The 26,148-nt window shown below is 70.3% G+C and carries 20 protein-coding genes and 1 tRNA gene; 7 read left to right on the forward strand and 14 right to left on the reverse strand.

The window, feature by feature from the left end; translation table 11 throughout:
* Positions 1 to 316: 316 nt before the first annotated feature.
* A protein-coding gene (locus tag ABD363_RS32680; protein ID WP_425578000.1) for an IS630 family transposase occupies positions 317 to 1,401 on the forward strand; the annotation gives its coding sequence in 2 pieces (ribosomal slippage) (positions 317 to 842 and positions 842 to 1,401; 1,086 coding nt in all).
* Between the two features lie 259 nt (positions 1,402 to 1,660).
* Here ABD363_RS32680 and ABD363_RS20095 read toward each other — a convergent pair.
* Together ABD363_RS20095 and ABD363_RS20100 are read right to left on the reverse strand one after the other, a co-directional pair.
* On the reverse strand, positions 1,661 to 2,293 hold the full coding sequence (locus ABD363_RS20095; RefSeq protein ID WP_344605498.1) for a hypothetical protein: 633 nt from the start codon (positions 2,291 to 2,293) through the stop codon (positions 1,661 to 1,663).
* Positions 2,290 to 2,529: a type II toxin-antitoxin system HicA family toxin gene (locus tag ABD363_RS20100; RefSeq protein WP_344605500.1), complete on the reverse strand. Its 240-nt coding sequence runs from the start codon at positions 2,527 to 2,529 to the stop codon at positions 2,290 to 2,292. The genes ABD363_RS20095 and ABD363_RS20100 overlap by 4 nt, the downstream gene beginning before the upstream one ends.
* 324 nt (positions 2,530 to 2,853) lie before the next feature.
* On the opposite strand from ABD363_RS20100, the gene ABD363_RS20105 reads away from it, so the two are divergent.
* On the forward strand, positions 2,854 to 4,038 hold the full coding sequence (locus ABD363_RS20105; RefSeq protein WP_344605502.1) for a pyridoxal phosphate-dependent aminotransferase: 1,185 nt from the start codon (positions 2,854 to 2,856) through the stop codon (positions 4,036 to 4,038).
* A 129-nt stretch (positions 4,039 to 4,167) separates the two neighbouring features.
* Here ABD363_RS20105 and ABD363_RS20110 read toward each other — a convergent pair whose 3' ends face one another.
* From ABD363_RS20110 to ABD363_RS20120, 3 genes are all read right to left on the reverse strand, one after another.
* A complete protein-coding gene (locus ABD363_RS20110; RefSeq protein WP_344605504.1) occupies positions 4,168 to 4,698 on the reverse strand; it encodes a YbjN domain-containing protein in 531 nt (176 codons plus the stop codon).
* Positions 4,699 to 4,961: 263 nt separating this feature from the next.
* Positions 4,962 to 7,559, reverse strand: coding sequence for an ATP-dependent chaperone ClpB (clpB, locus tag ABD363_RS20115; RefSeq protein ID WP_344605506.1), 2,598 nt, complete (start codon positions 7,557 to 7,559; stop codon positions 4,962 to 4,964).
* A gap of 582 nt (positions 7,560 to 8,141) precedes the next feature.
* Positions 8,142 to 8,438 carry a (2Fe-2S)-binding protein gene (locus ABD363_RS20120; RefSeq protein ID WP_425578006.1) on the reverse strand — a complete coding sequence of 99 codons (297 nt, stop codon included), beginning with the start codon at positions 8,436 to 8,438 and terminating at the stop codon, positions 8,142 to 8,144.
* 408 nt (positions 8,439 to 8,846) lie between these two features.
* On the opposite strand from ABD363_RS20120, the gene ABD363_RS20125 reads away from it, so the two are divergent.
* Positions 8,847 to 9,791: a helix-turn-helix transcriptional regulator gene (locus tag ABD363_RS20125; protein WP_344605510.1), complete on the forward strand. Its 945-nt coding sequence runs from the start codon at positions 8,847 to 8,849 to the stop codon at positions 9,789 to 9,791.
* Positions 9,792 to 9,819: 28 nt separating this feature from the next.
* On the opposite strand, the gene ABD363_RS20130 is transcribed toward ABD363_RS20125, so the two are convergent.
* Together ABD363_RS20130 and ABD363_RS20135 are read right to left on the reverse strand one after the other, a co-directional pair.
* Complete coding sequence (locus tag ABD363_RS20130; RefSeq protein WP_344605512.1) at positions 9,820 to 10,857, reverse strand: helix-turn-helix transcriptional regulator; 1,038 nt, start codon at positions 10,855 to 10,857, stop codon at positions 9,820 to 9,822.
* 631 nt (positions 10,858 to 11,488) lie between these two features.
* Positions 11,489 to 12,589, reverse strand: coding sequence for a sugar ABC transporter substrate-binding protein (locus ABD363_RS20135; RefSeq protein WP_344605514.1), 1,101 nt, complete (start codon positions 12,587 to 12,589; stop codon positions 11,489 to 11,491).
* A 296-nt stretch (positions 12,590 to 12,885) separates the two neighbouring features.
* Here ABD363_RS20135 and ABD363_RS20140 point away from each other — a divergent pair, with 296 nt between their 5' ends.
* Positions 12,886 to 14,610, forward strand: a complete 1,725-nt coding sequence (locus ABD363_RS20140) for a fibronectin type III domain-containing protein (protein ID WP_344605516.1) — start codon at positions 12,886 to 12,888, stop codon at positions 14,608 to 14,610.
* A 62-nt stretch (positions 14,611 to 14,672) separates the two neighbouring features.
* Here ABD363_RS20140 and ABD363_RS20145 read toward each other — a convergent pair whose 3' ends face one another.
* The 5 genes from ABD363_RS20145 to ABD363_RS20165 form a co-directional block, all read right to left on the reverse strand.
* Positions 14,673 to 15,125 carry a heat shock protein transcriptional repressor HspR gene (locus tag ABD363_RS20145; protein WP_344605518.1) on the reverse strand — a complete coding sequence of 151 codons (453 nt, stop codon included), beginning with the start codon at positions 15,123 to 15,125 and terminating at the stop codon, positions 14,673 to 14,675.
* A 5-nt stretch (positions 15,126 to 15,130) separates the two neighbouring features.
* Positions 15,131 to 16,297 carry a molecular chaperone DnaJ gene (dnaJ, locus tag ABD363_RS20150; RefSeq protein WP_344605520.1) on the reverse strand — a complete coding sequence of 389 codons (1,167 nt, stop codon included), beginning with the start codon at positions 16,295 to 16,297 and terminating at the stop codon, positions 15,131 to 15,133.
* A gap of 36 nt (positions 16,298 to 16,333) precedes the next feature.
* Positions 16,334 to 17,023: a nucleotide exchange factor GrpE gene (grpE, locus tag ABD363_RS20155; protein WP_344605522.1), complete on the reverse strand. Its 690-nt coding sequence runs from the start codon at positions 17,021 to 17,023 to the stop codon at positions 16,334 to 16,336.
* Positions 17,020 to 18,864, reverse strand: a complete 1,845-nt coding sequence (dnaK, locus tag ABD363_RS20160; protein ID WP_344605524.1) for a molecular chaperone DnaK — start codon at positions 18,862 to 18,864, stop codon at positions 17,020 to 17,022. Before dnaK ends, grpE begins: the two co-directional genes overlap by 4 nt.
* Before the next feature lie 94 nt (positions 18,865 to 18,958).
* Complete coding sequence (locus ABD363_RS20165) at positions 18,959 to 20,266, reverse strand: MraY family glycosyltransferase (protein ID WP_344605526.1); 1,308 nt, start codon at positions 20,264 to 20,266, stop codon at positions 18,959 to 18,961.
* A 238-nt stretch (positions 20,267 to 20,504) separates the two neighbouring features.
* Between ABD363_RS20165 and ABD363_RS20170 the strand changes: the two genes are divergently transcribed.
* Both ABD363_RS20170 and ABD363_RS20175 read left to right on the forward strand, forming a co-directional pair.
* Positions 20,505 to 22,799: a (Fe-S)-binding protein gene (locus ABD363_RS20170; protein WP_344605528.1), complete on the forward strand. Its 2,295-nt coding sequence runs from the start codon at positions 20,505 to 20,507 to the stop codon at positions 22,797 to 22,799.
* A gap of 442 nt (positions 22,800 to 23,241) precedes the next feature.
* Positions 23,242 to 24,246, forward strand: coding sequence for a Yip1 family protein (locus ABD363_RS20175; protein ID WP_344605530.1), 1,005 nt, complete (start codon positions 23,242 to 23,244; stop codon positions 24,244 to 24,246).
* A 69-nt stretch (positions 24,247 to 24,315) separates the two neighbouring features.
* Here the strand turns inward: ABD363_RS20175 and ABD363_RS20180 are convergent, their stop codons facing one another.
* Both ABD363_RS20180 and dcd read right to left on the reverse strand, forming a co-directional pair.
* Entirely contained in the window at positions 24,316 to 24,813 is a 498-nt protein-coding gene (locus tag ABD363_RS20180) for a phosphoribosyltransferase (RefSeq protein ID WP_344605532.1), read from the reverse strand.
* Positions 24,814 to 24,823: 10 nt separating this feature from the next.
* A complete protein-coding gene (gene dcd / locus ABD363_RS20185) occupies positions 24,824 to 25,399 on the reverse strand; it encodes a dCTP deaminase (protein ID WP_344605534.1) in 576 nt (191 codons plus the stop codon).
* Between the two features lie 646 nt (positions 25,400 to 26,045).
* Here dcd and ABD363_RS20190 point away from each other — a divergent pair.
* Positions 26,046 to 26,119, forward strand: a tRNA-Gly gene (locus ABD363_RS20190).
* Positions 26,120 to 26,148: the final 29 nt, after the last annotated feature.

Below are 26,148 nucleotides of genomic sequence, written 5' to 3' on the forward strand. Positions count from 1 at the left end.
CCAGGCTCCCACCAACGAGTCCGCCACGCCCACAGAACTAACGAAAACCTCAGTAGTGGACAACACCGCCTATCGGTCAACGCAGCAAGCCCAACGAGTGGTGGCCTGTGATCTTAGATCTGGTATCCGTGATCATTGCCGTCATCAGCTTGACTCTCCAGATTCTGCGATGACTGCCCCGGGCGCTATAGGGACAGCCACGGGCTGAGGTCGACGGCATGAGCGACGCTCAGCCACATGACGTGAGTGTCTACTGAGCTTGTCGGCGTGATGTCGCGGGGCTGACAAGTGATGGTTGTCGCGGTATGCCGGAAGTATGAGGTATCCGCAAGGCGGCGGCCTGACCGCCGAGCGGCGGGCGTTTCGCGAACGCATCCGCATGGAGGCGGCCGAGATGTTCGCCGGGGGACAGGACAATGCGACGGTGGCGAAGGAGCTGCGGGTCAGCGTGCGCTCGGTGCAACGCTGGCGCTGTTCCTGGCAGGAAGGCGGCCGACAGACCCTGCACTCCAAGGGATCGGCTGCCCGTCCCAAGCTGGACGAGGCCCTGTTCGCGGTTTTGGAGCAGGAGCTGGCCAAGGGGCCGGTCGCCCACGGCTGGCCGGATCAGGCCTGGACCCTGGCCAGGATCAAAACGTTGATCGGGCGCCGGTTCCACCGGACCCTCACGCTCTCGGCCATCGCGCGGATGCTCCGGCGTCACGGGTGGAGCCACCAGGTTCCGGCCCGACGGGCACTGGAGCGCGACGAGGACACGGTCGCCGGCTGGGTGAAGGAGACCTGGCCCCGGGCAAAAGGACCGCGGCGGCGCTCGGCGGCTGGATCGTCTTCGAAGACGAAGCCGGCTTCTCGATGACGCCGCCCACTTCCCGAACCTGGGCAAGGCGCGGACACACGCCCGTGATCCGAGTACGGGGACGCTCCCAGCGCCGGTTCTCGATCACCGCCCCGGCCTGCTACAAGCAGGGCGAACGCTCACGCCTGGCTTTCCGGCCCAAGCGGCACATCGACCACAAGCGCGGCGGCCGGCGCAGCTCCACCTGGACCGACTACCGCGACCCGCTGACCACCGCCCACCAGCAACTCGGCGCCCCCTTCGTCCTCGTCTGGGACAACCTCAACGTGCACCTGGACGCCCGGCTGCGGGCCTTCATCGACACCCACGACTGGATCACCGCCTACCAGCTACCGCATTACGCACCCGACCTGAACCCGGTCGAAGACATCTGGTCACTGGTCCGACGCGCGGGTCAGAACAACACCGTCTTCACCGACCCCGACCACCTGATGCACGTCCTGCGCCGCACCCTCCGCGAACTCCAGTACCGCAGCGAAACCATCGACGGATGCCTCGCCGCAACCGGACTCACCCTAACGACGTCACGCCGACAAGCTCAGTAACTGCGCGATAAGGCCGACACACAGCGGCGGACAACCACGGACGCCTGTGGAGCACCGCGGCAGGTGAGAGGCACGCCAAGCCAGGTTGCTTGGTAACGGACGAGTGATGGCACGGGCGGCCGGCAAGGACGGCACATCCTGTGAAGCGTCTGAGGCAATGGGTCCTGCTTTTACGGAAAAGCGCAATGGGACCTCCGCAATTCGTTTTACGGAGGTCCCAGCATCGAAAGGGCATCCATTTATGCGAATGGCTACTACCCTAGCGAGCGTTTCTCGCTCCCCCTCGACTCACCGGAAGTCGAGGAATAGGAGTCACCACATTAGTTGCCTGAATGATCTCACTGAGGGGCGTTTTCCGGTCGTACCGACTGCTGGCCAAAGTGAAAGAACCTTCAATTCTTTCGCGATTCTCGCCGTACGCGAAGGGCAACGTAAGAAGCATCTGATCAGCCACTAGAATTGCGGCTGAAAATGCGTCGCCTCGCTCGTCGAGCTGATCCACTAGCCAGCCGACAGTGTCTTGCGGAAGAGCACACACGTAGACAGACTCGCCGACGCTGTTCGCAACTCCGTGCGCCAACGAAATTGCCTGTGATTCGTCTCTTAGCACCTCGCCAAGGCGCTCGTAAACGAACTGTCGCTCATCTAGGAATTTGTCATTTGCGATGCGAGTCACCAATTCGCCGTCGGCGATTTCATAATGCCGCTCATGGTGCTCCAGGACGCGAAATGGACCAGGTTCATCAAAATGGAATGAAAGAGCGTCCTGCAGATCCGCCCGAACAGCTTTTAGTGTTTCCCTGCCGAACATGAAGCCAGGAGCTTGTGGGGAGGTTACGTAGAGGCCTGAATCTGTCTTGCGCACGATCAGGTGGATGAGTTCAGCTGTCACTTCGCGCCCACCACCTTCAGTGCCTCGTCCTCCAGCAGTCCCACCTGCTTGACCAGGATGTCGCGCACCTCACCGGGAGACAAGCTGGCCCCGTCGTGGAACGCGAACGTGAGCGGCGGCATTCCGTCCGCTTCTAGTCGACGATGCGACCCCTTCTGTCTTGTGATCATGTAACCGAGCCCGCTCAGGACGCGCAGCATGGCCTGCGCCTTGAGCGAGGGGAAGGGATTGGGCACGCGTCGCTACTCCTTATGTCCACGCGCGAGGTTCACACAGCGTACCGGCCCTGTGGCTTCGTGTGTGCACGCTTGGAAGAATCAACGACGGTCCAGATCCTGCCCTCATGGCTCGGCCCTCAACCTTCGCGGACAAAGTCGCCAGCAGCCTGGCATCAGCTCTGCTCTTTCTGGGCCGTCCCTGGGCCGTCCGAGGGCGGCCAACGACGACAGATGACGACAGTCGATAACAGCCCTTCCCCTGTTCAGAGACGGGGCTTCGGGCATCGGCGCGGGTACTCATCGGTGAAGCAGAGTTGAGGAACTCCAGAGCTTCGGCGCAGGATGACCGGCATGACCTCCACCCCGCGCCCCTTCCTCAACCGCCGCCTCGCCGAGTTCGGGACGACGATCTTCGCCGAGATGTCCGCGCTGGCCGTGCGGACCGGGTCGATCAACCTGGGCCAGGGCTTCCCGGACACCGACGGTCCCGAGGAGGTCCGGGAGGCGGCCGTGCGGGCGCTGCGCGACGGGCGGGGCAACCAGTACCCGCCGGGTCCGGGCGTGCCGGAGCTGCGCTCGGCCGTCGCCGCGCACCAGCTGCGGCGCTACGGGCTGTCGTACGACCCCGACACGGAGGTCCTGGTCACCGCCGGCGCCACCGAGGCCATCGCCGCCTCGCTGCTGGCCCTGCTGGAGCCGGGCGACGAGGTGATCGCCCTCGAGCCGTACTACGACTCCTACGCCGCCTGCATCGCGATGGCGGGCGGCAAGCGGGTGCCGGTCACCCTGCGGCCGGACGGCGGGAGCTTCCGTCTCGACCTCGACGAGCTGCGCGACGCGGTCACCGACCGCACCCGGCTGCTGCTGATCAACACCCCGCACAACCCGACGGGCACCGTCCTCACCCGCGAGGAGCTGACGGCGATCGCCCGGCTGGCGGTGGAGCGGGACCTGCTGGTGGTGACGGACGAGGTGTACGAGCACCTGGTCTTCGACGGGGCCGAACACCTGCCGCTGGCGGCCTTTCCCGGGATGCGGGAGCGGACGGTCACCATTTCGAGCAGCGGGAAGACGTTCTCGTTCACGGGGTGGAAGGTCGGCTGGGTCACGGCCTCCCCCGGGCTGGTCGCGGCCGTCCGCTCGGCGAAGCAGTTCCTGACGTACGTGTCGTCGGGCCCGTTCCAGTACGCGGTCGCCGAGGCGCTGGCGCTGCCCGAGTCCTACTTCACCGCTTTCCGCGAGGACCTGCGGGCCAAGCGGGACCTGCTGGCGGCGGGCCTGGCGGAGGCGGGCTTCACGGTCTTCCGCCCGGCGGGCACGTACTTCGTCACCACCGACATCCGGCCCCTCGGCGAGAGCGACGGCGTCGCCTTCTGCCGCTCCCTGCCCGAGCGCGCGGGGGTCGTCGCGATCCCCAACGCGGTCTTCTACGACCACCGCGAGGAGGGCGCCCCGTTCGTGCGGTTCGCGTTCTGCAAGCGGACGTCCGTGCTGGAGGAGGCGGTGCGGCGGCTGAAGACGCTGTAGCGCCGGCGGGTACGGCGAGAGCCCGGTCCGGCACGCGGCCGCGGTGGCCGGTGCCCCGGCCGGGCTCTCCCTCACGTCCGGCGCGTACCCGCGTACCCGCCGGCGCACCGCTGCGGACCGGGGCGGGGACTACTCCTCGCCGTCCTGCGGGTTCTCCGCGTCGTTGATCTCCTGCTCCAGGCCGAGCTGCTCGACGAGCCACTTGTCGAACTCGATGGCGGCCCGCACCCAGCTGACCGTCGAGGAGACGAAGTGCTCCAGGCCGACGCCCATGCCGATCAGCATCTGCGCCTCGCCGATCAGGCGGACGGTGCCGTCGTCATGGGTGTGGGTGTAGACCTTGGGCCACAGGGTGCGGCGGTTCCAGTCGTCGACGGACTCCAGCAGCTGCGGCTTCTCGTCGATCTTGTGGGGCCGGTCGTAGAACGTCCGCACCGAGAAGACCTGCTGGTCCCCCTCGCCGCGGAACATGAAATACGTACGGAACTGCTCCCACGGCGCCGCGAGGTCGCCCTCGTCGTCGACGACGTACTTGAGCTCCATCTGGTCGAGGAGCTGCTTCACGAGGTCCTGATCCGGGACGACGGGGCCCGCCGGTCCTTGGGGCTGCGGCTCGGGCTGGCCCCCGAAGTTCGGAATCGAGGACGGGTCGATGCTCACCGTGATTTTCCCTTCGTACGGATCCCGCCATCCTCCCTCATCCGGGGAGGGGGGTGGCAAGCCCCGACGGTCCTGTCAGCTCCGGGCTGACACGATCCGGTCACTCGCAGCCGCCCCTTCGGCGGTCTTCCCTTCGCTTCACGGGGTGCCCCGCTCCGCCGGGTGGATGCACGCGTATCCCCGTCCCCGGCCGCGCGCCTGCCGCGGACCGCCCGCGGGCCCGCCCCCACCGGGGCGGCGGGCCCGCGGGCGGTCCGCGTCGCTCACAGGGTCTTGCCGGTCGCCGGACCCACCAGGAGTCCGTCGCCGAAGCGGTCCACCCGGACCGTGTCGCCGTCCTTGATCTCGCCGGAGAGGATCTCCCTGGCGAGGCGGTCGCCGATGGCGGACTGGACGAGGCGGCGCAGCGGGCGGGCGCCGTAGGCCGGGTCGAGGCCCTCCTCCGCGAGCCAGGCCAGGGCCTCGGGCGTGACGTCCAGCGTCAGGCGCCGCTCGGCGAGCCGCCTGGCCAGGCGGTCGACCTGGAGCTTCGCGATGCGCTCCAGCTCGGGCTTGGTCAGCGCCGAGAAGACCACCAGGTCGTCCAGGCGGTTGAGGAACTCCGGCTTGAAGGAGGCCCGGACCACCTCCAGCACCTGCTCCCTCTTCTCCGCCTCGCTGGTGAGCGGGTCGACCAGGAACTGGCTGCCCAGGTTGGACGTCAGCACCAGGATCGTGTTGCGGAAGTCGACCGTGCGGCCCTGGCCGTCGGTCAGCCGGCCGTCGTCCAGGACCTGGAGCAGGACGTCGAAGACCTCCGGGTGGGCCTTCTCCACCTCGTCCAGCAGGACCACGCTGTACGGCCGCCTGCGCACCGCCTCGGTGAGCTGGCCGCCCTCCTCGTAGCCGACGTAGCCGGGCGGGGCGCCGACCAGGCGGGCCACGCTGTGCTTCTCGCCGTACTCCGACATGTCGATGCGGACCATCGCCCGCTCGTCGTCGAAGAGGAAGTCGGCCAGCGCCTTGGCCAGCTCCGTCTTGCCCACGCCCGTCGGGCCCAGGAAGAGGAACGAGCCGGTGGGCCGGTCGGGGTCGGAGATCCCGGCCCGGGAACGGCGCACCGCGTCCGAGACCGCCCGCACGGCCTCGCTCTGGCCGATCAGGCGCTTGCCGATCTCCTCCTCCATGCGCAGCAGCTTCTGCGTCTCGCCCTCCAGCAGGCGGCCGGCCGGGATGCCGGTCCAGGAGGCGACGACGTCCGCGATGTCGTCGGGGCCGACCTCCTCCTTCACCATCGTGTTCCCGGTGACCTCCTCCTCGGCCTCGGAGGCGGCCTCCAGCTCCTTCTCCAGGGCCGGGATCTCGCCGTACAGCAGCTTCGAGGCGGTGTCGAAGTCGCCGTCGCGCTGGGCGCGTTCGGCCTGGCCGCGCAGGTCGTCGAGCTTCTCCTTCAGCTCACCGACCCGGTTCAGGGACTGCTTCTCCTTGTCCCAGCGCGCGTTGAGACCGCGCAGCTCCTCCTCCTTGTCGGCGAGGTCGCGGCGCAGCTTCTCCAGCCGCTCGCGCGAGGCCGCGTCGGTCTCCTTGCCGAGGGCCAGCTCCTCCATCCTCAACCGGTCGACGGCGCGCTGGAGTTCGTCGATCTCGACGGGGGACGAGTCGATCTCCATGCGCAGCCGGGAGGCCGACTCGTCGACCAGGTCGATGGCCTTGTCGGGCAGGAAGCGGGAGGTGATGTAGCGGTCGGACAGGGTCGCCGCCGCCACCAGCGCGCTGTCCGCGATCTGCACCTTGTGGTGGGCCTCGTACCGGCCCTTGAGGCCGCGCAGGATCGCGATCGTGTCCTCGACGGTCGGCTCGGCCACCAGCACCTGCTGGAAGCGCCGCTCCAGCGCCGGGTCCTTCTCGATCCGCTCCCGGTACTCGTCCAGGGTGGTGGCGCCGACCATGCGCAGCTCACCACGGGCGAGCATCGGCTTGAGCATGTTGCCCGCGTCCATCGCCGAGTCGCCGCCGGCGCCCGCGCCGACGACCGTGTGCAGCTCGTCGATGAAGGTGATGATCTGGCCGTCGGAGGCCTTGATCTCGGCCAGGACGGTCTTCAGCCGCTCCTCGAACTCGCCCCGGTACTTCGCGCCGGCCACCATCGCGCCCAGGTCCAGCGCCACCAGCCGCTTGTCCTTCAGCGACTCCGGCACGTCCCCCTTCACGATCCGCTGGGCGAGCCCCTCGACGACGGCGGTCTTGCCGACGCCGGGCTCGCCGATGAGGACGGGGTTGTTCTTCGTCCGGCGGGACAGCACCTGCACGACCCGGCGGATCTCCTGGTCCCGGCCGATGACCGGGTCGAGCCTGCCCTCGCGGGCGGCGGCGGTGAGGTCGGTGCCGAACTTTTCCAGGGCCTTGTACTGGCCCTCGGGGTCGGCGGTGGTCACCCGGCGTCCGCCCCGCGCCTTCCGGAAGGCCTCCTGGAGCTTCCTGGCGTCGGCCCCCTGCCGCTGCAGCACCTCACCGGCCTGACCGCCCTTGGCGGCGATGCCGATGAGGAGGTGCTCGGTGGACAGGTACTCGTCCCCGAGGTCGCGGGCGCGCGCCTGCGCGTCCGCGATCACGGCGAGCAGCTCGCGGTTGGGCTGCGGCGGCGCGACGGTGGACCCGGTCACGCTGGGCAGCCCGGCGAGGATCTTCTCCGCGCCGGTGCGCACGGCCGCCTGGTCGGCGTCGACGCCGGCCAGCAGGTCGATGATGTTCTCGTTGTCCTGCCCCTGGAGCAGAGCGAGGAGCAGGTGCGCGGGGGTCAGGTCCGGGTGCCCCTCGGTCACGGCCCGGTTGCCGGCCGCGTTGATCGCGTCCCGGCTCCGGTTGGTCAGCTCGGCGTCCACGTTCGCGTTCTCCTCCTGGCGTCAGCTGTCTGCAGCCGTTCTTGTGCCGTCTCCCAATGCTGACTTAATCAACGTACACAAAGTTGAGTCTATTCCACTCAAGGCCCGGTGCGGGAGGCTCCACGGGGCCGAGTTCCGGGGACCCGGCTCCGCACACCCCTCCGATCCGGCGGTCCGGTCGTCGGCGAGCCGGGCGCGTCGCCTCTCGGCTTCCGGCGGGAGCGGCACGCGCGCACGCGGGCGGGCGGGCGGATACGCGTTCACTGCGGGCGGCACGCGTCCACGGCGGGGCACGCGTCCACGACGGGTGGGCCACGTCCGCAGCGGGGCAAGCGTCCACGGCGGGCGGGCGCACGTCCACAACGGGACAGGCGTCCACGGCGGGTGATGCGCGGAGCGATGGGGGAAGGCCGGCTCGACCGGGGAGATCCGCACCGGTGATCGACTATTTTCGGCCAGTCGAGAGCGAGCCGATGTCCAGAAAAGTCCCCTCAAACTGCAGCGGCGTCACCGTGTTCAGGTCACGGTGACGCCGCTGCGGGGGGAAGCACCTGAGCGATCTTTTGCGACGGGGGAATCGCGTCAGGCACTGCGGGGGGTGGCCGAAACAGTCCGATGGGCAGGGGAGCCGGACTCCACCTGCCGGTGGTCCCGCTGGTCGAGGTTCACAAAGATCATTCCGTACCGGACGGCACACCGCACGGGCTGCGGCGCCCCCCGGGGCCGCCGCAGGCACCGGTACGCCCGTACGTCTCCGTCCTCGTCCCGCGTGACGACGACCGGCTCGCCGAACACGGTCACCATCAGCGAATCGCCGCTGTGGGGGATGGCGGTGACCAGGTCGATGAAGTGCCAGCCGGACCGGTAGGCGGTGGCCATCTCGCGTCGGAAGGACCGGTCGTCGGGTGGAGTGGTCACGTCAGCTCCCGGATCCCGCTGCCCCGGAACTCGGCCAGCTGCTGTTGTCCGCGCCGTAGACGGTGTTCACGCCCACTGACGGCCAGCTGCTGTTCGCTCGGACATCGTCCTTCGCCTCGGAGAAGCCACTCAGCGCGCCGAGGGCCACAACGGTGGAGAAGGCGGCGACAAGCACCGAGCGAAGCATTCTGTTACGCATGGTCGGCTTCGTCCTCACTTGAAGGTCCCCTTTTCCCCCGTCGGGTACGACGATGGCTCATTCGGGCACGTCATGGCCACACAATCGATGCATCATGTTCCTGCATGTTCAGGAGCCTGGGGGGTGGAGATTTGGCATCAAATCGGACTAAAGCAGTGCATCCCCATGCGATGACCGAGTGGTGTGCGGAGGGGGAGCGTCTGTATGCCGCCGCCCTGCGCGCCGGACGCATCGCCCGAAAGGACGCGGAAACCGCCCCCTGTCTGATGGAGTTCGCCCTGCTCCATCCCGATCCGGACGACCCGAACTGGCTGCGCCCGGTCCTCCCGGCGGTCGCCCTGTCCCGGCAGCTCGGCCCCCTGGAGTACGAGATCACCCAGCGCAGGCGGCTGGCGGTCGAGCTTGCAGAGACCTTTCAGCCGTTTCTGGCGCTGGGCACCCAGGTCACCTCCACCAGCGACTCCATCACCGTGCTGGAGGGCGGGGAGCGGATCAACGCCGCCCTGAACATGGCCACGGCCCAGTGCCGGACGGAGATGCTCACGGTCCAGCCCAGCGACCGCATGTCCGAACGCAGCCTGCTGCGCGGCCTGGAGCGCGACAAGCCGTTGATCGAACGTGGTGTGCGCATCCGCACGCTGTATCAACACACGGCCCGCTACAACCCTGAACAGCTCGCCTACGCGGCCCGGCTCTCCGAGGGCAAGGCGGAGTACCGGACCATCGACGAGCTGGTGGAACGCCTGATCATCTGTGACGAGGCCGTCGCCTTCATCCCCGCCCGCGACGACCAGCAGGTCGCCCTCGAACTGCGGCACCCCGGCCTGATCCGCTACCTGATCAAGCTCTTCGAGTACCTGTGGGACCGCGCGGTCCCGCTGAGCACCGGCAAGCCCTACGAGGCGGCCCTCGACGGCATCACGGAGATCCAGCACTCCATCGCCAAGCTCCTGGTCGAGGGCCATGTGGACGAGGCCATAGCCCGGCGGCTCGGCATGAACGTCCGCACCTGCCGGGCCCACATCGCCAAACTGGCGACGGCCCTCGGCAGCGGCAGCCGCGCCCAGCTCGGCTACCTCATCGCGCAGTCGGGGATCCTGGAACAGGAAGGCTGAGTTCCGGGCACGGCCGCGCCGGGCCGGCTCACCGGACCGTCCGCGCCCCCGGCTCGCGCGCGCCCGGCGAGACGGCCGTGCGCGGCGGGCCGTCCAGGCCCACCTGGGCGATGCGGACGCCGAGCTGGGTACGGCTGGCCGCGCCCAGGGTCTCCGACAGCCGGGCGATGTGGGCGCGGCAGGTGCGGACGCTGATCCCCAGCCGCTCCGCGATCACCGCGTCCTGGTGGCCCTCCGCCAGCAGCGCCGCGATGGACTGCTCCCGGTGGGAGATGCCCTCGATGCCGGTGTCCGGCAGCGGCGCGGTCAGCGGGATGGCCAGCCGCCACAGCCGCTCGAAGACCGTGACCAGGTACTCGACCAGCGCCGGGTGCCGCAGCTCCAGCGCCATCGTGCGGTCGGCGTTGGCGGGGATGAACGCCACCTTGCGGTCGAACAGGATCAGCCGGTCGATCACCTCGTCGAGGGTGCGCGCCTCCACCGCGTCGCCCATCAGCTCCAGGTAGTTGAGCAGCCCCTGCCCGTGCCGGGCGACGTGGTTGTACAGGTCCCGCATACGCACCCCGCGGCCGCGCAGCGTCAGCGCCCGGTGCAGGCCCTCCGCCAGCTCGTGCTCGCGCCGGATGCCGCCGGGCTGGACGGTCAGCACCTCGGTCGTGCAGGCCTCCGTCGCCTCGTCCATCGCGGCCTGGATCCGGGCGAGCCCGTCCAGCACCCGGATCGCCGAGCCCTCCGCCGCCGACGGGACCGGCTGCACCTGGCGGCCGAGTCCGGCGTACCGCTCGAAGGCCGCCACCGCCGAGCCCACCCGCCGCTGGCTCGCGCTGACCTCGTCGTACATCCCGCGCAGCAGCCGGGTCATGACCTCCTGCGGAGGGGTGGGCACCAGCCAGTCCATGTCGTCCGGGTCCGGGTGCAGCAGGGCCAGGTCCAGCAGGCAGGGCGCCGTCTCCGCGTCCCCGCGCGGCACGCGGCCACGCCGTACGGCCCGGGAATACACGCGATCCCCGGCCTCGCACAGTCGGTCAGCACCATGGGGATGCTCGTCCGTCCCGTGCCCGGCCATCGCCCGTTCCACCCCCGGTTCCAGCCTCGTTCCGCAGCGCAACTATGCGCGGAGCGGACCGGGTCCGCAACACGGCTCCCTCCGCCGTGATCTACGAAATGGACCGGTACGCACCGGTATCTCCGCGCCTCCGCCCGGCACGTCGCAGCGGAACGACCAGGGTCTCCGGATACCCGGCGAACACGGCGGAAGACATGGTTCCGAAAAGCCGCCGCCCGCGCGGCCGGGGCCGGGCGCGTGGACCGGGCGGGCATGAGAACCGGATCGGGCATGAGGACCGGGCCAGGTGCACGCAGCGGACCCGACCTGGGGATCGGCCCGCGCGTGCGGGCCGGCCAGGCGGCCCGCACGCGCACCCCATGAGCCACGAAGGCCTCACGGATCACAGGTCTTACAGGCGGCGGCTGCCCACGGGCGGAACGCACCCGCGACGAAAGGCGGCGGCTCGGCCCGGGGCCGGGGGACGGACGGTGCGCGGACGTCCGGCGGCCGCCAGGGCGCTCACCGGGGCGTGGCCGCGTATCACCGGAAAGAGTGCGGAACCCCGGCCGGGACGGGCACCGTGCCCCAGCCGGAGGAGGGCACCGTGCCCCGGCCGGGGCACGTAACCGGACGGTCCCCGCCGCCGGTGCTACTTCAGGCCGATCGCCGCGCAGGCGGTCTGGTACTTGGCGGTGCAGATGTCGGACACCTTGTGGATGCCGTCCGCGACGACGGTGTCCTCGATGTTCCCCCGCGTCAGGGCCACGACGGGCACGAGCTGCGCGGGGATGCCCTTGTGGGTGGGGCTGTCGACCTTGTCCCGGGCCAGCGCCTCGAACTGGATGTCCCGGCCCTGCACCTTCGCCACGGCCATCTCCGCGGCGCTCTCGGCCTCCTGCGGGTAGGACTTGTACACGCTCATGTACTGCTCGCCGGCGACGATCCGCTGCACCGCCGCCAGTTCCGCGTCCTGGCCGGTGATCGGCGGCAGGTCGGTGACGCCCGCGGCCTTGAGGGCCTTGACGATGCCGCCCGCCATGCCGTCGTTGGCGGAGTAGACGCCGGCGATGTTGTCCTTGCCGAGCGTGTTGATGGCCTCGGCCATGTTGGCCTCGGCGTTCTCCGGCTTCCAGTCCTTGGTGTCGAAGGACTGCGCGATCGTCACCTTGCCGGTCAGCACCGACAGCGCGCCCGCCTTGAACTGCTTGGCGTTCGGGTCGGTGGGCGAGCCGTTCATCATGACGATCCTGTCGGAGGCGCCGCCCCCGAGGGCCTCGAGCAGGGAGCGGCCCTGCACCTCGCCGACCAGTTCGTTGTCGAAGGAGATGTACGCGTCGATCGGGCCCTCGGCCAGCCGGTCGTAGGCGATGACCGGGATGCCGGCCTCCTTGGCCTTCTTCACCCCGTCGGCGATGGCGTGCGCGTCGACCGCGTCCAGCACGATCACGTCGACCTTGTCCTCGATCAGCTGCCGGAGCTGCTCGGTCTGCTTGCCGGCGCTCGCCTCGGCGTTGGCGTACACGACGTGGCCCCGGCCGCCGGTGAGGGACTCGACCTTCTTCTTGAAGATGGGGTAGTCGAACTGTTCGTACCGGGTGTTGTCCCGCTCCGGCAGCAGCAGCCCCACGGTGAGGTCGTTGCCCTTGGTGGGACTGGCGTCGCCGCTGCTCCCCGACGCGTTCAGCATGCCGCAGCCGGCGAGCGTGACGGACATCGTGGTGACGGCCACGGATATGGCGATACGACGCATTCGAGGGCTCACTTCAGGTGCGTTCCGGACGTGGGCACAGCATTGCGGCCCATGTGACTGAAAAGCCAACGCGGCGGCGGCCCCCAGCGTCAAGCGGAACCACTTAACGAGATGACAACACCACGCTCCGCGTTCGCCGTGAAGACGGAGCGGAATCTTCTCCCAACACCCTTCACGGAGTGTCCACTCCATGGGGGGCGAACGGCGCGCGGAAGGCCGTACAACCAACGCCTTTCCTCACGAGTCGTGATCACGAGGGCGGTGTCCGGCCCTCCCGATCCCAGTAAGAGGACCGCATGATCCCAGCCAGACGCACGACGACCGCGGCCGCGTCCGCCGTCGTGCTCGCCACCGCGGGCGGCCTGCTCACCGCCGTCGCCGCGCCCGCGTCCGCCGCCGTCAGCTGCGCCTCCCCCGTCTACAAGCGGCAGTTCTTCGCGAACACCACCTTCTCCGGCACCCCGAAGAAGACCGACTGCGACAGCGCCATCGACCAGAACTGGGGCACCGGCGCCCCCGCCTCCGGCCTGCCCTCCAACAACTTCGGCGTCCGCTGGTCCCTCACCCGCGACTTCGGCTCCGGCGGCCCCTTCACCTTCACCGCCTCCGCCCAGGACGGCATCCGCGTCCACCTCGACGGCACCCGCAGGATCGACCTGTGGAAGAACGTCTCCTCCACCACGAAGAAGACGGTCCACCTCACCATCCCCGCCGGCAAGCACACCCTGCGCATCGACTTCGTCAACTGGACCGGCACCGCCAACGTCAAATTCACCTACACCCCCCGCACCACCGCCACCACCGACAAGGTCAAACCCCTCGCCCCCACGAACGCCACCGCCACCTACGACCCCACCACCGGCAAGACCAAGGTCACCTGGGCCAGGAACAAGGAAATGGACCTCGCCGGCTACCGCGTCTACCGGCGCCCGAAGGGCGCGGCGTACGGCAGCACGCCGCTGACGGCCACCACCGCCACGTCCGCCACCGACGCCACCCTGCCGGCGACCGGCCAGGCCTACTACTACGAGGTCCGCGCCCACGACAAGGCCGGCAACGAGTCGGCGGGGACGGCCGACCTGCTCGTCACCACCGCCGACCGGACCGCGCCCGCGGCGCCCACCGGGCTGGGCACCGCCTCCGAGGAGGGCGGCCTGCGCATCGCCTGGCGGGCGGTCCCCGACGCGGCGTCGTACCGCGTGTACCGGGCGACGAGCGCGTCGGGCACGTACACCAGGATCGGAACCGCGACGGGCCGGACCTCGTACCTCGACGCCTCGGCCGCCGAGGGCACCGCCTACCACTACCGGGTGACCGCCCTCGACGCGGCCGGCAACGAGTCCGCGCGGTCCGCCGCGGCCGGCGGCGAGCGGCGCGACCTCACCCCGCCGTCCGCCGTCACCGGGCTCGCCGTCACCCCGACCGAGTACGGCTTCCAGCTGCGCTGGGACGCCAACCCGACGCCCGACCTGGCGCGCTACGTGGTCCGCCGGGGCGAGCTCCTCGGCGACGAGGGGGAGCGGATGTGCTCCCTGTACGCGGGCTATCACGTCCCGGCCGGCACCACCTCGTACGCCTACACCACCCTGCCCGACGGCGAGGAGGTCTGCTTCGTCGTGGACGCCGTCGACGACGCCGGGAACTCCGCCTTCCAGTGGACCGGCGACGCGCTGGTGGTGACCGCGACCGAGCTGGACACCACGCCGGGCGTGGCGACGCCCGAGGGTTCCCCGCTCACCCTGGAGGCGACCGGGGCCGAGGGCGCCGAGGGCAACCGGCTGACCTGGTACGGCCTCGGCGAGGACGATCCCCGGGCGGCGGGCGGTTACCGCGTCCACCGCTGGAACCCGGCCACCGGGGCCTACGAGAGGATCGCCGCTCCCGGCAGCGGCACGGCGGAGTACGTCGACACCGGCGCGCGGCCCGGCACCACCTCGTACTACTGGGTGACCGCGGTGGCCGCGGACGGCACCGAGTCCCCGCCGGCGGGCGACTGGGCGGTCACCGCGCCGGCGGGGTGACCCGGACGACGCGAAGGGGCCCGGAGGTCCACCGCCTCCGGGCCCCTTCCCGCGCGTACGGGTCAGTCCGACTGCTGCTGCCGCTTCGGCCGCCACACCACCAGCGCGCTGGTCTGCTGCACCTCCTGGTACGGCACCAGGTCGCGGCGGTAGGAGGCGTGCACCGCCGCCTCGCGCTGGCGCATCGCCGCCGCCGCGCCGTCGAGCGCGTCCTCCAGCTCCGCGACGCGGGCCTGGAGGGCGGCGACCTGGTTCTCCAGTTCGATGATGCGCTTGATGCCGGCCAGGTTGATGCCCTCGTCCTGCGACAACTGCTGCACCTGGCGGAGCAGTTCGATGTCGCGGGCCGAGTAGCGCCGGCCGCGGCCGGCCGTGCGGTCCGGGGAGACCAGGCCGAGGCGGTCGTACTGGCGCAGCGTCTGCGGGTGCAGGCCGGAGAGCTGGGCCGCCACCGAGATGACGTAGACCGGGGTGTCCTCGGTCAGTTCATACGGGTTGCGTCGACGGCCATCCATCTCGTTCAAGCTCCCTTCGCGGCCTGGAACAGCTCCGCCCGCGGGTCCTCGCCCGCGGTTGCCTCGCGATACGCCTCGAGCGCTTCACGAGCCTTCCCCGACAGGTCCTTCGGGACACTCACCTCCACGGTGACCAGCAGATCGCCGCGGGTGCCGTCCTTGCGGACCGCGCCCTTGCCCCGGGCCCGCATCGTACGGCCGTTCGGCGTGCCCGGGGGCAGCTTCAGCGTGACGGGCGGGCCGCCCAGCGTCGGGACCCGGATCTCCCCGCCGAGGGCCGCCTCCGGATACGTGACCGGCACGGTGACGGTGAGGTTGTCGCCCTTGCGGCCGAACACCGGGTGCGCGTCGACGTGCACGACGACGTACAGGTCGCCCGCCGGGCCGCCCCGCTCGCCGGGGGCGCCCTTGCCGCGCAGCCGGATGCGCTGCCCGTCGGAGACGCCGGCCGGGATGCGGACCTGCATCGTCCGGGAGGACTTGGCCCGGCCGCTGCCCTTGCAGACGTCGCAGGGGTGCTCCGCGATCAGGCCGCGGCCCTTGCAGTCCGGGCAGGGGTCGGTGAGGGAGAATCCTCCGCCGGAGCCCCGGGCGACCTGGCCGGTGCCGACGCAGGTCGGGCACACGCGCGGCGTGCCGTTCTGGTCGCCGGTGCCCGAGCAGGCCTTGCACGGCTGCTGGCTGGACATCCGCAGCGGGACCGTCGCGCCCTCGATCGCCTCCGTGAAGCTGAGGGTGACCTCGGACTCGATGTCCTGGCCGCGCCGCGGCTGGGTACGGGTGCCCGCGCCGCCGCGGTTGAACAGACCCCCGAAGACGTCACCGAGCCCGCCGCCGAAGCCGCCGGCTCCGCCCTGGGCGCCGCCGAAGAGGTCGCCCAGGTCGAAGTTGAAGGAGGCGCCGCCCGCGCCGGGCCCCGGACGGAAGCCGCCGTTGCCGAAGAGGGCGCGCGCCTCGTCGTACTCCTTGCGCTTCTTGGGGTCGCCGAGGACGTCGTTCGCCTCGGAGATCTCCTTGAAGCGTTCCTCGGCCTTGGCGTTGCCCTTGTTGGCGTCCGGGTGGTACTCGCGGGCGAGCTTGCGGTACGCCTTCTTGATCTCGGCCTCGGTGGCGTCCTTGGGGACGCCGAGGACCTTGTAGTAGTCCTTCTCGATGAAGTCCTTGGTGCTCATCCCCGACGCCCCTCCTTCCCTGCGTTCGTTTCGACGTCAGCCCTCCTCCGGGCCACCGTTCTCCTTGTCGTCCGCCGGCTGCTCCGGTTTCTCGGCGTCCCCGGCGTCCTTGGACTCCTCCGCCGGCTTCACCGTCTGCGCCCCCGGCTGGGGTTCGGCCACGGCCACCCGCGCGGGGCGGATGGTCCGCTCGCCGATCCGGTACCCGGGCTGCAGAATCGCCACGCACGTCGTCTCGGTGACGTCCGGCGCGTAGGAGTGCATCAGGGCCTCGTGGACCGTCGGGTCGAAGGGCTCGCCCTCCTTGCCGAACTGCTGCAGGCCCATCTTGGCCACGGTGGTCTCCAGCGACTCCGCGACGGACTTGAATCCGCCGACGAGCTCGCCGTGTTCCCGCGCGCGGCCGATGTCGTCGAGCACGGGCAGGAGCTCGGTCAGGAGGTTCGCCACGGCGATCTCCTTGACCGCGACCCGGTCGCGCTCGACCCGGCGACGGTAGTTCTGGTACTCGGCCTGGAGCCGCTGGAGGTCCGCCGTGCGCTCGTTGAGCGCGGTGCGCACCTGGTCCAGCTGGGCCACCAGACCGGCGTTCTGGCTCGTGTCCCCGGCCGGGGCCGCCTGCTCCTCCGGGGAGGAGGAGGCGGCCTGCGACTGCTCGGCGTCGTCGGAGTCGGCGCCGGAGGGGACGTCGGGCTTCTCCTCGAAGCCCGGGTTCTCCTCCGTCACGCGGCACCGTCCTTCCGCTCGTCGTCGACGATCTCGGCGTCGACCACGTCGTCGTCGGCCTTGGCGTCACCGGCACCGGCGGAGGCACCGCCGGCCGCCTGGGCGCCCTGGGCGTCGGCGTACATGGCCTGGCCGAGCTTCTGCGAGACGGCCGCGACCTTCTCCGTGGCGGTGCGGATCTCGGCCGTGTCCTCGCCCTTGAGCTTCTCCTTCAGCTCGCCGACCGCGGCCTCGACCTCGGTCTTGACCTCGCCCGGGACCTTGTCCTCGTTGTCCTTGAGGAACTTCTCGGTCTGGTAGACGAGCTGCTCGCCCTGGTTGCGGGCCTCGGCGGCCTCGCGGCGCTTGTGGTCCTCCTCCGCGTAGCGCTCGGCTTCCTCGCGCATGCGGTCGACCTCTTCCTTCGGGAGCGAGGAGCCGCCGGTGACGGTCATCTTCTGCTCCTTGCCGGTGCCGAGGTCCTTCGCCGTGACGTGCATGATGCCGTTGGCGTCGATGTCGAAGGAGACCTCGATCTGCGGGACGCCGCGCGGCGCCGGGGGCAGACCGGTCAGCTCGAACATGCCGAGCTTCTTGTTGTACGCCGCGATCTCGCGCTCGCCCTGGTAGACCTGGATCTGCACCGACGGCTGGTTGTCCTCGGCCGTGGTGAAGATCTCGGAGCGCTTGGTCGGGATCGTGGTGTTGCGCTCGATGAGCTTGGTCATGATGCCGCCCTTGGTCTCGATGCCGAGGGACAGCGGGGTGACGTCGAGCAGCAGGACGTCCTTGACCTCGCCCTTGAGGACACCGGCCTGGAGCGAGGCGCCGACGGCGACGACCTCGTCCGGGTTGACGCCCTTGTTGGCCTCCTTGCCGCCGGTCAGCTCCTTGACGAGCTCGGCGACGGCGGGCATGCGGGTCGAACCGCCGACGAGGACGACGTGGTCGATGTCGTTGATGGAGACGCCGGCGTCCTTGATGACGTTGTGGAACGGGATCTTGCAGCGCTCCAGCAGGTCGGACGTGAGCTGCTGGAACTGGGCGCGGGTGAGCTTCTCGTCCAGGTGCAGCGGGCCCTCGGCGGAGGCCGTGATGTAGGGCAGGTTGATCGAGGTCTCGGTGGAGGAGGACAGCTCGATCTTGGCCTTCTCGGCGGCCTCGCGCAGCCGCTGGAGGGCCATCTTGTCCTTGGACAGGTCCACGCCGTGGCCGGACTGGAACTGCTTGACCAGGTAGTCGACGATGCGCTGGTCCCAGTCGTCGCCACCGAGGTGGTTGTCGCCGTTGGTGGCCTTCACCTCGACGACGCCGTCGCCGATCTCCAGCAGCGAGACGTCGAACGTACCGCCACCGAGGTCGAAGACCAGGATGGTCTGGTCCTCCTTCTCCAGGCCGTAGGCCAGGGCGGCGGCGGTGGGCTCGTTGACGATGCGGAGCACGTTCAGGCCGGCGATCTCGCCGGCCTCCTTGGTGGCCTGGCGCTCGGCGTCGTTGAAGTAGGCGGGGACGGTGATGACCGCGTCGGTGACCTTCTCGCCCAGGTAGGCCTCGGCGTCCCGCTTCAGCTTCTGCAGGATGAACGCGGAGATCTGCTGCGGGTTGAAGTCCTTCCCGTCCAGCGCGATCTTCCAGTCGGTACCCATGTGGCGCTTGACGGACCGGATCGTCCGGTCCACGTTGGTGACCGCCTGGCGCTTGGCCACCTCACCCACGAGCACTTCGCCGTTCTTGGCAAAGGCGACGACGGACGGCGTGGTCCTGGCGCCCTCGGCGTTGGTGATGACGGTGGGCTCGCCGCCCTCCAGAACGCTGACGACGGAGTTAGTCGTGCCCAGGTCGATGCCGACCGCACGTGCCATGGTTGATTCCTCCAGCTGACTTGAGTGGAACAGGCTCAAGTGTGCCGGACGCCCGGCGCTGGGTCAACAGAGCTGAGTCAACCTGGCTCAACTCTTATCCGTTCCTTACGCGCAACCGGTTCCTGACCTGCGAAGAAGCGCTACGGGAAACCTGCCGCACCGGAAATCCAGCCGTACGAGGACCCGGGCGCACCACGCCCCCGGCGGCACCCGAGCCCTGCCGCGCCACGGCCCCGCCGCCACGAGGGACCCGGCCCGCCACCGCCCCGGCGACTCCCGCGCCCTGCCGCGCCACGGCCCCGCCGCTCCGCGGAACCCGCCCCACCGCGCCCCCGGCGGCACCCGGCCCCTGACCCACCACGGCCCCGCCGCCACGGGGAACCCGCCCCGCCGCGCCCCCGGTCGTCCGGCGCGGCTCGTACACCCGCACCCGCAGCAGCCCCAGGACGACGACGAGCGCGCCCGCGGCGATCCACAGCGCGGCGCCCCCGCCCGCCCAGCCGGTGTGCACGAGCACCCCGGTGAGCACCCCCGGGACCGCGCCGACGCCGAGCAGCACCGTGGCGCCCCGCGCGGTGAGCCCGAGCCGCCGCAGCCGGTGGGCGAGGTGGTCCGGGCCGCCGCGCGACAGCGTCCGCCCGGCCAGCCACCGGGAGAGCACCACGAGGACGGCGTCGGCGCTCGCGAGGGCGGTGAGCGCGAAGAGCACCGCCGCGCCGGCGGACGGTTCGCGGCCGGCGCGGGCGAACACCGCGGCCGAGGCGAGCACGAAGCCCGCGAACAGCGAGCCGCACGCCCCGAGCGCGCTCCGCGCGGGGTGCCAGTTGTGCAGGAGGAACCCGGCCAGCGCGGCGGCCAGCGTGCTCAGCAGCACCACGATCCCGTCCAGCATGTCGACGGCCGCGCACACCGCCACGCCGAAGGCGGTGACGACGCCCGCCGTGCCGGCGAGCCCGTCGCTGTGGTCGAGCCCCCGGAAGGCGGCGGCGACACAGACGATCCAGCCCGCGGCGAGCACCCCGCCCGGCACCCCCGTCTCGCCGTACGGCACGACGAGCGCCGCCGCCACGGCCGTCCCCGCGAGCACGAACCGCCGCCGCAGCCGCCACGCGTCGGCGGCGAGGCCCAGCAGGGCGACCCCCGCCCCGGCGGCGAGCAGCCGCCCGGCCTCCGCGCCGAGCGGGGCGGCGCCCGTCCACTGCCCGGCCCCCGCGACCAGCGACGTGCCGAGGACGACGGCCACGCCGCCGAGCAGCGGCAGGGGCCGGCCCCGGGCCTCCTCCGAGCGTCCGCGCCCGCGCGGCTCGACGAGGCCGAGGCGCAGGGCGAGCGGGCGGAGCAGCGCGGTGAGCAGGGCGGTGAGCAGGACGGCGGTGGCGGCGGCGACGATCCCGTAGAGCACGGCCTTAAACTAAGCCGACTGTCACGATTTGCGATGAATGGCGGGATCGGCTCGGCGTGGCGTCGCCCCCGGGCCGGTCAGGGTCGCCTCAGCGACGCAGATCACCGCACGCCCGGCTACAGTGCGGCGGAGGATAGGGGTAGTCTCAGACGGACTGCATAAGTTACCGCTTAGTAATCTCGGGGAACTCGTCGAGGAGTTCCCCGACGCAAACCCCTCGCAGGCCCGAGGAGCCCCCATGCAACTCGCCGCGATCGTCGTGTCGCTGGTCCTGACCGTGGTCGGCGTTGCGCTGCTCGCGCGCGCCGTCGGTCAGTTCGTCCGGTACTTCAGACTGGGCCAGCCCGTACCCGCCGGCAGCCGGACCGACAACCCCTACCAGCGCAGCGTGACGCTGGTGAAGGAGTTCCTCGGCCACACCCGGATGAACCGGTGGGGCATCGTCGGCATCGCCCACTGGTTCGTCGCCATCGGCTTCCTGACGCTGCCGCCGACGATCATCACCGCCTACGGGCAGCTCTTCCAGGCCGACTGGACGCTTCCGGTGCTCGGCGGCTTCCTGCCGTACGAGCTGTACATCGAGTTCATCAGCGCGATGACCACCCTGGGCATCCTCGTGCTGATCGTGATCCGCCTGCTGAGCCTGCCCTCGCGGCCGGGCCGCAAGTCGCGCTTCGCGGGCTCGAAGATGGGCCAGGCGTACTTCGTCGAGTACGTCATCCTCACCATCGGCCTCGCGATCTACGTGCTGCGCGGCCTGGAGGGCGCCCTGCACCACGTGGACCACTACGAGGCCGCGTACTTCGCCTCGTACCCGCTGGTCCTGGCCTTCGAGGGGCTGAGCGTCGCCACGCTGCAGAACCTGGTCTACCTCTTCGCGATGATCAAGCTGGGCACGACCATGATCTGGATGATCACGGTTTCGCTCAACACCAACATGGGCGTGGCCTGGCACCGCTTCCTCGCCTTCCCGAACATCTGGTTCAAGCGGAACGCGGACGGCTCCACGGCCCTCGGCGCGCTCCCGCCCATGACGAGCGGCGGCAAGCCGATCGACTTCGCCGACCCCGGCGAGGACGACGTCTTCGGCGTCTCGCAGGTCGAGCACTTCTCCTGGAAGGGCCTGCTGGACTTCTCCACCTGCACCGAGTGCGGCCGCTGCCAGTCGCAGTGCCCCGCCTGGAACACCGGCAAGCCGCTCTCCCCGAAGCTGCTGATCATGTCGCTGCGCGACCACGCGCACGCCAAGGCCCCGTACCTGCTGGCCGGCGGCGGCAAGACCATGGAGGGCGAGGAGAAGGCGTCCGAGGAGCAGCTGAGGGACGTGCCCGCGGCCGCGCTGGCCGAGGCCGAGCGCCCGCTGGTGGGCACCGCCGAGGACAACGGCGTCATCGACCCGGACGTGCTGTGGTCCTGCACCACCTGCGGCGCCTGCGTCGAGCAGTGCCCGGTGGACATCGAGCACGTCGACCACATCGTCGACATGCGCCGCTACCAGGTGATGATCGAGAGCTCCTTCCCGTCCGAGGCGGGCACGATGCTCAAGAACCTGGAGAAGAAGGGCAACCCCTGGGGCCTGGCCAAGAAGCAGCGCCTGGAGTGGACCAAGGAGGTCGACTTCGAGGTCCCGGTCGTCGGCAAGGACATCGAGGACCTGTCCGAGGTCGAGTACCTGTACTGGGTCGGCTGCGCGGGCGCCCTGGAGGACCGCGCCAAGAAGACCACCAAGGCCTTCGCGGAGCTGCTGCACATCGCGGGCGTGAAGTTCGCGATCATGGGCGGCGACGAGAAGTGCACCGGTGACTCCGCCCGCCGCCTGGGCAACGAGCCCCTGTTCCAGGAGCTCGGCATGGAGAACGTGATGGCCCTGAACACGGCGTTCGGCGAGGAGCTGGACGACGAGGGCAAGGTCACCGAGGAGTCCAGGAAGCCGAAGTCGGCCAAGAAGATCGTCGCCACCTGCCCGCACTGCCTGAACACCCTCGGCAACGAGTACCCGCAGCTCGGCGGCGACTACGAGGTCATCCACCACACCCAGCTGCTCCAGCACCTCGTCGACGAGGGCAAGCTGGTCCCGGTGACCCCGGTCGAGGGCATCATCACCTACCACGACCCGTGCTACCTGGGCCGCCACAACAAGATCTACACGCCCCCGCGCGAGATCATCGGCAAGGTCCCGGGCCTGCGCAACGAGGAGATGCACCGCCACAAGGAGCGGGGCTTCTGCTGCGGCGCCGGCGGCGCGCGGATGTGGATGGAGGAGCGCATCGGCAAGCGCATCAACAACGAGCGCGTCGACGAGGCCCTCTCCCTGAACCCGGACATCGTCTCCACCGCCTGCCCGTTCTGCCTGGTCATGCTGACCGACTCGGTCAACGGCAAGAAGAACGACGGCAAGGCCAAGGAGTCGGTCCAGGTCGTCGACGTGGCCCAGCTGCTGCTGGACTCCGTCAGGACCCCCGCCCCGGACGACGAGCCCCCGGCGGGCACCGCCGAGTCGGAGAGCGCACCGGAGCCGGAGCCGGTGAAGTAACCGGCGCCGACGGCAGGCTCCACACCCCCGGGTTCCGCACGGAACCCGGGGGTGTCGTCGTATCCGCGGGCTCGGGGACTCCCGGACGCGCGTACCCCCCACACCCCGGCGCGGGTCCCCCGATCACCGACCGCCCCGCGCCCCGGGAGAACTCCCGGCCGACGCGGACGGGCCGACGAACCCGGCCGCCGGCGACGTCGACGGCGACCGGGAGACCGGCCCGTCCACCACGGACGCCCACGCCGCGCCCCGGACCCGCCGACGGCTGCCGGAGGCCTGCCGACGGCCTGCCGACGGCCTCGACAGCGGCTTCGGCGGCGTCCGGCCGCCCCGGGCCCGACCGGGCCGTGCCGAGGCGACACCGCCGCCGCGGACCGGGCCCTCCCCCGTACGGCCCATCCCCGACCGTCCACGGGGACAAGGCCGTTCGCCCCCTTAGGGGATGTCACAGCTCGGCCGCAAAGCCGGGCCCGGACGCCCGGGCCCGGCACGTCACTCCTCGGGACCAGGTACGTTCGAAGGCGTGGCTGGATTCAGGATCGGACGCGGCCGGGACAACGGCGCTCCTCAGACGCGACCGCAACACCCTCCGTACGGACAGCAGACGCCGCAGGGACCGTCGTACGGCTACCCCCCGGCGCCGCAGCCGTACCCGCAGCAGCCGCCGTACGGCAGCAGCGGCGGCGGCCCCTGGCCGCAGGGGAACCACGGCGGCTACGGCGACCAGGGCGAGCCGGAGTACTTCGGCGACGGCACCTACCCGCCGGACCAGGGCCCGGCCGGCCCGCACGACCCGTACGCGGCGAACAACCCGGGCCACACCCAGGTGTTCTCGATCGGCGAGGACCCCTACGGCCAGGGCGAGACCTACCGCGCGGGCTCGGTCCCGCCGCCCGGCCCGATCGGCCCGCGCCTGCACTGGAAGGAGCTGCTGAAGGGCATCGTCACCGCCCCCGGCCAGACCTTCCTGCGGATGCGCGACTACACGATGTGGGGCCCCGCCCTCGTCGTGACGTTCCTCTACGGCCTGCTGGCGGTCTTCGGCTTCGACGAAGCCCGCGCGGAAGCGATCGGCGCCACCCTGTCGAACGCCATCCCCATCGTCCTGACGACGGCGGTCGCGATGGTGCTCAGCGCCTTCGTCCTGGGCGTGGTCACCCACACCCTGGCCCGCCAGCTCGGCGGCGACGGCGCCTGGCAGCCCACGGTCGGCCTCTCCATGCTGATCATGTCCCTCACGGACGCGCCCCGCCTGATCGTCGCGATGTTCTTCGGCGGCGACGCCTCCTTCGTGCAGATCCTGGGCTGGGCGACCTGGGTGGCGGCCGGCGCCCTGCTGACCGTGATGGTCAACCGCTCCCACGACCTGCCGTGGCCGAAGGCCCTGGGCGCGTCGGCGATCCAGCTGGCCGCGCTGCTGTCGATCGTGAAGCTGGGCACGTTCTAGACGATCCCGCCATGCGCGAAGGCCCCCGGCTGTGCCGGGGGCCTTCGTCGTCGCTCCGCCGCCGTCCGCTCAGGCGTCGAGCACCTGCCCGCCGCGCCGGACGACGGGCGGCTGGACGGACCACGGGAAGTTGATCCAGTCGTCGGTCCGCTTCCACACGTACTCGCACTTCACCAGCGACTGCGACTTCTCGTAGATCACGGCGCTGCGCACCTCGGCGACGGCGTCCAGGCAGAAGTCCCGCACGAGCTTGAGCGTCTTGCCGGTGTCGGCGACGTCGTCGGCGATGAGCACCTTCTTGTCGGAGAAGTCGACGACGTTGGGCACCGGCGCGAGCATCACCGGCATCTCCAGGGTGGTCCCCACGCCCGTGTAGAACTCCACGTTGACCAGGTGGATGTTCTTGCAGTCGAGGGCGTAGGCGAGCCCGCCGGCGACGAAGACGCCGCCCCGGGCGATGGAGAGCACGATGTCGGGCTCGTACCCGTCGTCGGCGATGGTCTGCGCGAGCTCCCGGACGGCGGTGCCGAACTGCTCGTAGGTCAGGTTCTCTCGTACGTCACTCATGTCGCCGCGCTCACACCTGGGTCCGATGGAAGTTGAGGAAGGACCGGGAGGCAGTGGGCCCGCGCTGCCCCTGGTACCGGGATCCGTACCGCTCGCTGCCGTAGGGGTACTCGGCCGGCGAGGTGAGCCGGAACATGCACAGCTGCCCGATCTTCATCCCGGGCCACAGCTTGATCGGCAGGGTCGCGAGATTCGACAGCTCCAGGGTCACGTGCCCCGAGAAGCCGGGGTCGATGAACCCGGCGGTGGAGTGCGTGACGAGCCCGAGCCGCCCGAGCGAGCTCTTCCCCTCCAGCCGCGAGGCGAGGTCATCGGGGAGGGTGATCACCTCGTACGTGCTGGCCAGCACGAACTCACCGGGGTGCAGGATGAACGGTTCGTCCCCCTCGGGCTCGACGAGCCGCGTCAGGTCCGCCTGCTCGACGGAGGGGTCGATGTGCGGGTACCGGTGATTCTCGAACACCCGGAAGTAACGGTCGAGGCGCACGTCGATGCTGGACGGCTGCACCATGGATTCGTCGTAGGGATCGATCCGCACCCGCCCGGCGTCGATCTCGGCCCGGATGTCCTTGTCTGAGAGAAGCACGCCCCGAGGATACGCAAGGCGCGCGGAGCGGCCACAATCGCGCCGACTCCACGCGCCCGGGAAACTGCTGGTACCGGTGCACCGCTGCCGCAGCCGCGGCGTCCCGCGGACACGGTCACAGCCGTCCTCGCGGCCGTGCCCGGGTCCGTTTCCGCACCTGCCCGTGCAGTCGCTCACGCGGCCGCACGGGCAGCCGCCTCTGCTCCTGCTACCGCTTCTGCAAGCTCACCGGCACGACACTGCGCAACCGCGCGCATCGCGGACAGCGCAGGAGCCGTCCGGGGCCGAGTCGCTCGGCCTGCTGCATCGGGAACGAAGCGGTGGTGAACACGTGCCCATCGGCACAGCGGACGACGGTGCGCTCCATCAAGTCCTAGAGTCCCTTCCCCAAGAGCCGCGTCTGGCCAACTGCCTGACGACAAAAGCCACATTACGGGATCAAAGAGACGACTCTCCAGGCGGCACTCCGCCCCCGCTCGACCCCTCCCCCACCCCCACCGTACGCCCCAACTCCAGCCCCCCGCAGCCGCATCCCTCCCCCCGAAACCCACTCAGGCCCACGGCGTGAACACCAAGGGCCTGGGATGAGGTACAGTGGGCGAGCGTTCGGGCACCGACTCCGGATATCCTCCGGTCGGCGTCTTACGCGGGTGTAGTTTAATGGTAGAACATCAGCTTCCCAAGCTGAGAGCGCGAGTTCGATTCTCGTCACCCGCTCCATGCGAAACCCCCAGGTCAGTGACCCGGGG

It is taken from the genome of Streptomyces glaucus, assembly GCF_039533365.1.
Taxonomy (GTDB): domain Bacteria; phylum Actinomycetota; class Actinomycetes; order Streptomycetales; family Streptomycetaceae; genus Streptomyces; species Streptomyces glaucus.